This is a genomic window from Micromonospora sp. NPDC000207, from assembly GCF_040300925.1.
Classification (GTDB): domain Bacteria; phylum Actinomycetota; class Actinomycetes; order Mycobacteriales; family Micromonosporaceae; genus Micromonospora.
The window spans coordinates 19,957-27,184 of the sequence record NZ_JBEPEQ010000081.1 but is presented as its reverse complement, the minus strand read 5'-3'; the positions used below and the strand labels follow the sequence as shown (position 1 = coordinate 27,184).

The following is a 7,228-nucleotide window of genomic DNA, read 5'->3' as shown; positions in this document are numbered from 1 at the left end:
GGCCGGACCGCTGCCCAGTGCGGCGAGGGCACCGCCGCCGGCCGGACCCAGCGCGGGCGGGGGCATCGTGCCGGGCAGGAGTCCACCCGCCGAGCCGGGCAGGGCGGGAGCCTGTCCCTGGCGGCCGTTGATCGCCCGGGGCGTCAGGACCGAGGTGGGCAGGGTGACGTCGGCGACGGTTCCCCGGTCGGCACCGGGACGCAGCTCGACCCGGACACCGTGCCGGGACGCGAGCCGGGCGACCACGACCAGGCCCATCATCCGGGAGACGGCCACGTCCACCTGCGGCGGCGTACCGAGCCGCTCGTTGAGGTCGGTCAGCTGCTCCGGGCTGATCCCGATGCCCCGGTCCTCGACGTAGAGCGACGCGGTCTCGCCGACCCGGCGGGCCTCCACCATGACCTGCGAGTCCGGCGGGGAGAAGGCGGTGGCGTTGTCGAAGAGCTCGGCGACGAGGTGCACCAGGTCGTTCACCGCGTGCGCGGCGACCTCGATGTCCCGGTCGATCACGCCGAACTCGATCCGGGTGTAGTGCTCGACCTCGGACTGGGCCGCCCGGAGCACGTCGATGAGCGCCGCCGGCTCCCGCTGCACCCGGGTCGAGTCGGCACCCGCGAGCACCAGGAGGTTCTCGTCGTTGCGGCGCATCCGGGTGGCGAGGTGGTCGAGCTGGAACAGTTCGGCCAGCCGGTCGGGGTCCTCCTCGCCCCGCTCCAACCGGTCGAGGTGACCGATGAGGCGGTCGACCAGGATCTGCGACCGGCGGGCCAGGTTGACGAACATGGTGGCCACCGACGCGCGCAGCGCCGCCTGCTCGGCGGCGGTTCGTACCGCCTCCAGGTGGACGGCGTTGAACGCCTCGGTCACCTGGCCGAACTCGTCCTTGCTGCGCACCGGCAGCGGCTCGGCGATCTGGTTGGCCAGCTGGGTCGGGGAGAGCTGCCCGGTCACCTGCGGGTCACGCAGTCGGGCCACCGCGTGCGGAAGTCCGTGCTGGGCGATGTCGAGGGCGCCCTGCCGCAGTTCGCGCAGCGACCGGGCCATCGACCGGGCGACGAGGTACGCGAAGAGAATGGCCAGCAACAGCATGCCGAGCAGCAGGCCGGTCTCCAGGAAGACCTGACGCTGCACGTCGGCGCGGATCTCGTCGGCCCGCTGCACCACGTCGCTGTCGAGCCGGGCCTCGACGTTCCTGATCAGTTTGGCGTTGGCGGTCATCGCCGCGTCCCACTGGTCCGGCCCGAAGGGTGCCCCGGCCATGCTCTGCGAGGTGTTGCTCTTGATCCAGCCGTTGTAGTTGTCGGCCTCGCGCCGGTCGGGGCCGGCGACGGTCTGGGTGTAGAACTCCTCCTCCGCCTGCGTGGAGACGGTGAAGAAGGTTTCCAGGAACTGCTGCTGGCCGGTGCCGGTGGCGATGTAGTCCTCGCGCAGCGCCGGGGTGAGTGACTGCTGGATGAGGGCGCGGTGCACCACCACCCGCCGCTGGGAGAGCCACTCCTTGGACTGGGCGATGGCCGAGGCGGCGCGCATCCGCTCACCGAGGTCACCGTCGCCGGAGATCTGGGCGGCCGAGTCCCGGATGTCGAGCAGGTCCTTGATCAGCACCTCGTAGGTGCGGGCCGCGTCGGTGAGCCGGATCCCGCCGTTGGAGACCTGGCTGCGGGTGCCCGACAGGTCGCCGAGGTTCTGGTCGATCCGTTCGAGCAGCCCCTCCAGGTTCGCGGGGAGTTCCTCCAACTCGGACCGGAGCCGGGCGTACGGCTCCTTGGCGTCCTCGGCCCGCTTGTTGACCTGGGCGAAGGACTCCCGGTACTGCTCCTTCGCCGGCCCGTCGGGGGCACCGAGCAGGAGCACCGCCGAGGTGCGCTCGTCCTGGAGGGCGTTGACCAGGTCGCCGGAGTAGCCGGTCAGGCTGGCCATGTCACCGGCCCGGCTGGCGCTGTTGAGTGATTCGAGGTGGTCGATGAGCCCACTCGTGCCGACGACCACTGTGGCGATGGTCGGCACGATCATGATCAGGCCGAGCTTGGACCAGATCGGCAGGTCACGGAGGCGCCCGGCGGGGCGCAGCCGAGACCGCAAGGAGCCCGCCGCCTTTGGTCGTTTGCTCACGTCACCGCCCTCGCGATCACAGTGTCGACGCGTCGCCTGGGCAACGCGCAGCGACCGACCCGGCGGGTCGGACCTCCGAGATTCCACCACGTCGCCCCCTCGGGACGAAAGCCCAGGCTGGCCGTCACGCAGGGTGTGATGAGATGTTGATGCAATTTGATCGCAATCCGTCTGACCGGAGTCACCCAAGGTAATGGAACATCTTCGCCGCGTCGTCCTCCTCGCAGGCCCGTCCGGGTCCGGAAAGTCGTACATAGCGCGCCGAACGGGACTTCCTGTCCTCAGTTTGGACGACTTCTACAAGGACGGCGATGACCCTACGTTGCCGCGTCAGAACGGAGCGGTGGACTGGGATTCGCCAGGGTCGTGGGACCGCACGGCGGCGGTGGCAACAATCGCCCGTCTGGCCCGGGAGGGCAAGGCCGAAGTGCCGGTTTATGCGCTCGGCGCGGACCGACGGGTGGACACCCGGACACTGGATCTCACCAGGTCGCCACTTTTCGTGGCCGAAGGTATTTTTGCCGCCGAGATCGTCGAGGAGTGCCGCCGGGAGGGCGTGCTGGCCGGGGCGTACGCGCTTCGCCGCCCCCGGGGCGCCACCTTCCTCCGTCGCCTCGCCCGGGACCTGGCCGAACAGCGCAAGGCCCCCCGGGTCCTGCTGCACCGGGGGCTCACCCTCCTGCGGTCCGAGCCCGCCGTGCTGCGCCGACAGGTGGGGCTGGGTGCCGAGGCGGCCCGCGCGGGGGTGGTGCTCCGGCGGGTGGCCCGGATGGTCACCGACCACCCGGGCACCACCACGGTGCAGCCCCGGCACTGTCCGACCCCGAACGCCTGACCGCCGGGGGTCAGGAGCCGGACAGGCGCTTCGCGTACGCCGGTTTGATCACCTCGTCGATGATCCGCAGTCGTTCGTCGAACGGGATGAAGGCGCTCTTCATCGCGTTGATCGTGAACCACTGCAGTTCCCGCCAGCCGTACCCGAACGCCTCGGTCAGCAGCGCCATCTCCCGCGACATGGAGGTGCCGCTCATCAGCCGGTTGTCGGTGTTGACAGTGACCCGGAACCGCAGGTCCCGCAGCAGCCCGATCGGGTGCTCGGCGATCGAGGGGGCGGCCCCGGTCTGCACGTTCGACGAGGGGCACAGCTCCAACGGGATGCGCTTGTCCCGGACGTACGCGGCGAGCCTGCCGAGCACCGGCGGTTCGCCGGGGGTGATGTCGTCGACGATGCGTACGCCGTGCCCGAGCCGGTCCGCCCCGCACCACTGGATCGCCTGCCAGATCGACGGCAACCCGAAGGCCTCACCGGCGTGGATGGTGAAGTGGAAGTTCTCCCGCTGGAGGTATTCGAAGGCGTCCAGGTGCCGGGTGGGCGGGAACCCGGCCTCGGCCCCGGCGATGTCGAACCCCACCACCCCGGCGTCCCGGTGCCGGACCGCCAACTCGGCGATCTCCTGGGAACGGGCGGCGTGCCGCATCGCGGTGAGCAGGGTGCCGACCCGGATCGGGGTGCCCGCCGCAGCCGCCGCCGCGCTGCCCTCGGCGAACCCCGCCAGCACCGCCTCGACCACCTCGTCCAGGGTCAGGTCCCGCTCCAGGTGCTGTTCGGGGGCGAACCGCACCTCGGCGTAGACCACCCCGTCGGCGGCCAGGTCCTTGGCGCACTCGGCGGCCACCCGGTGCAGCGCCGCTCTGGTCTGCATGACGGCGACGGTGTGGGCGAACGTCTCCAGGTACCGCTCCAGGGACCCGGAGTCGGCCGCCTCGACGAACCACCTGCCCAGTGTCTGCGGATCGGTGCTGGGCAGCTCGTGCCCCACCTCGGCGGCCAACTCGACGACGGTGGCCGGTCGCAGCCCGCCGTCGAGGTGGTCGTGCAGCAAGGCCTTCGGAGCCTGGACGATGTCCTCGTGTGAGATCGCACCCATGGCCAGACCCTAGTCAGATCCTGCGACGTCGCCACCCACGCCGAGCATCGCCACGCCGGTGCCGCCTCCACCGTCACCCCCGCTCCTGCCGTGCCACCGCCCGCGACCCGGTCGCCACGCCGGTGCCACCTCCGCCTGCGCGCCCGGTCGTACCGGCTGGGAGGATCACCGGGATGGACCCGCACGTCGTCGCCCGCCTGCGCTGCCCGGTCTGCGCCGAGCCGCTCACCGAGGTCACCGCCGGGACCTCCCGGATGCTGCGCTGCCCGGGTCGACACAGCTTCGACGTGGCCCGACAGGGGTACGTCAACCTGCTCACCGGTCGCGCTCCGCACGTCGGGGACACGTCCGAGATGGTGGCCGCCCGGGACGACTTCCTCGCCGCCGGGCACTACGAACCGCTCTCCGCCGCCCTCGCCGCCGCAGCCACCACCGCCCTGCACCGGCTTCCGTACACCCCCGACCCGACGAACACCCCCCACCCGGTGGACAGGGCCGACCCGACGAACACGTCCCACCCGATGAACAGGGCCGAGCCGATGGACGGGGCGTACCCGCTGGTGGTCGACTCGGGGGCGGGGACCGGCCGGCACCTGGCGGCGGTGCTGGCGGCGCTGCCCGGGGCGGTGGGTCTCTGCCTCGACGTCTCGAAGCCGGCGCTGCGCCGGGCCGCCCGGGTCCATCCCCGGGCGACGGCGGCGCTGGCCGACACCTGGCAGCGGCTGCCGCTGGCCGACGGAGCCGTCGCGGTGCTGCTCAACGTCTTCGCCCCGCGCAACGGTGCCGAGTTCCGGCGGGTGCTGCACCCGGAGGGGACGCTCCTGGTGGTGACCCCGGCCGGGGACCACCTCATCGAACTCGTCGGCCCGCTGGGGCTGCTGCGGGTCGACCCCACGAAGGCCGACCGGGTCGCCGAGAGCCTGTCCGCCCATCTCACCGAGGTCGACGTGACGCCGCTGCGCCACCGGCTGCACCTGACCCACGCCGAGGTGGCAACCCTGGTCGGGATGGGACCCAGCGCCCGACACCTCGCCCCCGCCCGCCTGACCGAACGGATCGCGGCCCTTCCCGACCCGGTCGAGGTGACCCTCGCCGTCGACCTCACAGTCCACCGTCCCCGCTGAGGGTCTCAGGTGGACAGGTCGACCTCTTCCCAGCCGGGGGGCTCGTCGTGGTACGGGCCGCGCAGGACCACCGCCCACTCCAGCGCCCACCGGCGCTGACCGATCGCGTTGGCGTCGACCACGCCGGGCAGCGTCCCCCCGACCTCCTCCAGTTCGAGGTACGCCCAGTCCAGGCAGTAGTGCAGGTCGAGGAGGGCGGCGGCGTCGGCGGGGTGCTGCGGGGCGGCCAGTACCCGACCCCGCCACTGGTCGAAGGTCTCCCCCCGGGAGATCTGCGGCATCCGGTCCAGCAGCCGGTCGTCCACCGGAAGACGGGGGTCGAGCTGCTTGCTCAGGCCCAGCACCCAGGCCAGGGAGAACAGCGCGTCGTGGTGCAGCACGAAGGAGCGGTGGTCACCCTTGCCGCCGACCACGAACTGCCACTCCGGCGGGGTGAGCATCTCCACCAGTTTGGAGCCGAGCAGCCAGCTCATCGCCTCCTCGGCCGACATGCCGAAGCAGCGCGCCAGGATCAGGTGCAGGACCGCGATCCGGGCCTCGATCTCCCCGGTCGGGCGCAGCTCGATCTCGTCGCCGGGCTCCCACACCAGGGGGAAGCTCGTCGGCGGTCGGGGAAGCCCGAGCCGGTCCAGTTCCTCCAGGCTCGCCTCACGCACGGCCCGTGGATCGGGGGCAGGTACGGTCACTGCTCAAGACCCCTGTCTGACGTCGTCCCGGTGCCGGCCTGTCCCCCCTGGACAGGGAATACTACCGTTTGCCCTACCCGCACCGCTGTCGCCCCGCTCAGCCGATCCGCTCGATCACCAAGGGTTCGACCGGCGGCGGAGCCTCGGCGATGCGAACCGCCCTCGTGGCTTCGGCGAGCGCGGCCGGCATCCGACCGGCGTGCTCGGCGCGCAGCTCGAACAGGGGCTCCCCGGCCCGGACCCGGTCCCCGGGTCGCCGGTGCAGGACCACCCCGGCGGCGGCGCTGACCGGGTCCTCCTTGCGGGCCCGGCCGGCACCCAGCCGCCAGGCGCTCACCCCGATGGCGTACGCGTCGACCTCGGCGACGTACCCGTCGGTGTCGGCCACCACCACCTCCACCTCGTTGGCGGTGGCCAACGGGGCGTCCGGGTCCCCGCCCTGGGCGCGGACCATCGCCCGCCAGGTGTCCATGGCCCGCCCGTCGGCGAGCGCGGCGGCCGGGTCGGCGTCGGGCAGCCCGGCGGCGTCGAGCATCTCCCGGGCCAGGGCCACGGTCAGCTCCACGACGTCGGCGGGGCCACCCCCGGCGAGGACCTCCACCGACTCGGTGACCTCGACGGCGTTGCCGACAGCCCGGCCCAGCGGGATGGACATGTCGGTGAGCAGGGCGACGGTCCGGACCCCGTGGGCCCCGCCCAGCTCGACCATCGTCCGGGCCAGCTCCCGGGCGTCGGAGACGGACTTCATGAACGCCCCGGAGCCGACCTTCACGTCGAGTACCAGCGCCCCGGTCCCCTCGGCGATCTTCTTGCTCATGATCGAGCTGGCGATCAGGGGGATCGCCTCGACGGTCCCGGTGACGTCGCGCAGCGCGTACAGCTTGCGGTCGGCGGGGGCGAGGCCGGTGCCGGCGGCGCAGATCACCGCGCCGACGTCGCGCAGTTGGCCGAGGAACTCGTCGTTGCTCAGGGAGGCCCGCCAGCCGGGGATCGACTCCAGCTTGTCGAGGGTTCCGCCGGTGTGTCCGAGACCCCGCCCGGACAGCTGCGGGACGGCACCGCCGCAGGCCGCCACGAGCGGGGTGAGCGGCAGCGTGATCTTGTCGCCGACACCGCCCGTGGAGTGCTTGTCCACTGTGGGTCGGGGCACCGCCGACAGGTCCAGCCGCTCCCCGCTGGCGATCATCGCCGCGGTCCACCTGGCGATCTCCGGGCCGGTCATCCCGTTGAGCAGGATCGCCATGGCCAGCGCGGACATCTGCTCGTCGGCCACCAGACCGGTGGTGTAGGCGTCCACCACCCAGTCGATCTGCCCGTCGGAGAGCACACCCCCGTCGCGCTTCGCGCGGATCACGTCGACAGCAGTGAAAGTACCCAT

6 protein-coding genes are annotated in these 7,228 nt (G+C 72.1%); 2 read left to right on the top strand and 4 right to left on the bottom strand.

Translation table 11 applies throughout. From position 1 onward, the window contains the following. Positions 1-2,112 (bottom strand): sensor histidine kinase (locus ABT336_RS19515; RefSeq protein ID WP_350898039.1); only part of this gene is annotated, 2,112 nt, incomplete at its 3' end. Between the two features lie 385 nt (positions 2,113-2,497). On the opposite strand from ABT336_RS19515, the gene ABT336_RS19510 reads away from it, so the two are divergent. Beyond that, positions 2,498-2,947 (top strand): hypothetical protein, encoded by a 450-nt coding sequence (locus ABT336_RS19510; RefSeq protein WP_350898038.1) that lies wholly within the window; start codon positions 2,498-2,500, stop codon positions 2,945-2,947. 10 nt (positions 2,948-2,957) lie between these two features. Here the strand turns inward: ABT336_RS19510 and ABT336_RS19505 are convergent, their stop codons facing one another. Continuing rightward, entirely contained in the window at positions 2,958-4,040 is a 1,083-nt protein-coding gene (locus tag ABT336_RS19505; RefSeq protein WP_350898037.1) for an adenosine deaminase, read from the bottom strand. 173 nt (positions 4,041-4,213) lie between these two features. Between ABT336_RS19505 and ABT336_RS19500 the strand changes: the two genes are divergently transcribed. Then, positions 4,214-5,164, top strand: a complete 951-nt coding sequence (locus ABT336_RS19500; protein ID WP_350898036.1) for a putative RNA methyltransferase — start codon at positions 4,214-4,216, stop codon at positions 5,162-5,164. Between the two features lie 5 nt (positions 5,165-5,169). On the opposite strand, the gene ABT336_RS19495 is transcribed toward ABT336_RS19500, so the two are convergent. Beyond that, positions 5,170-5,850, bottom strand: a complete 681-nt coding sequence (locus ABT336_RS19495) for a DUF4272 domain-containing protein (RefSeq protein ID WP_350898035.1) — start codon at positions 5,848-5,850, stop codon at positions 5,170-5,172. A gap of 97 nt (positions 5,851-5,947) precedes the next feature. Further along, on the bottom strand, positions 5,948-7,228 hold the full coding sequence (locus tag ABT336_RS19490) for a thymidine phosphorylase (protein WP_350898034.1): 1,281 nt from the start codon (positions 7,226-7,228) through the stop codon (positions 5,948-5,950).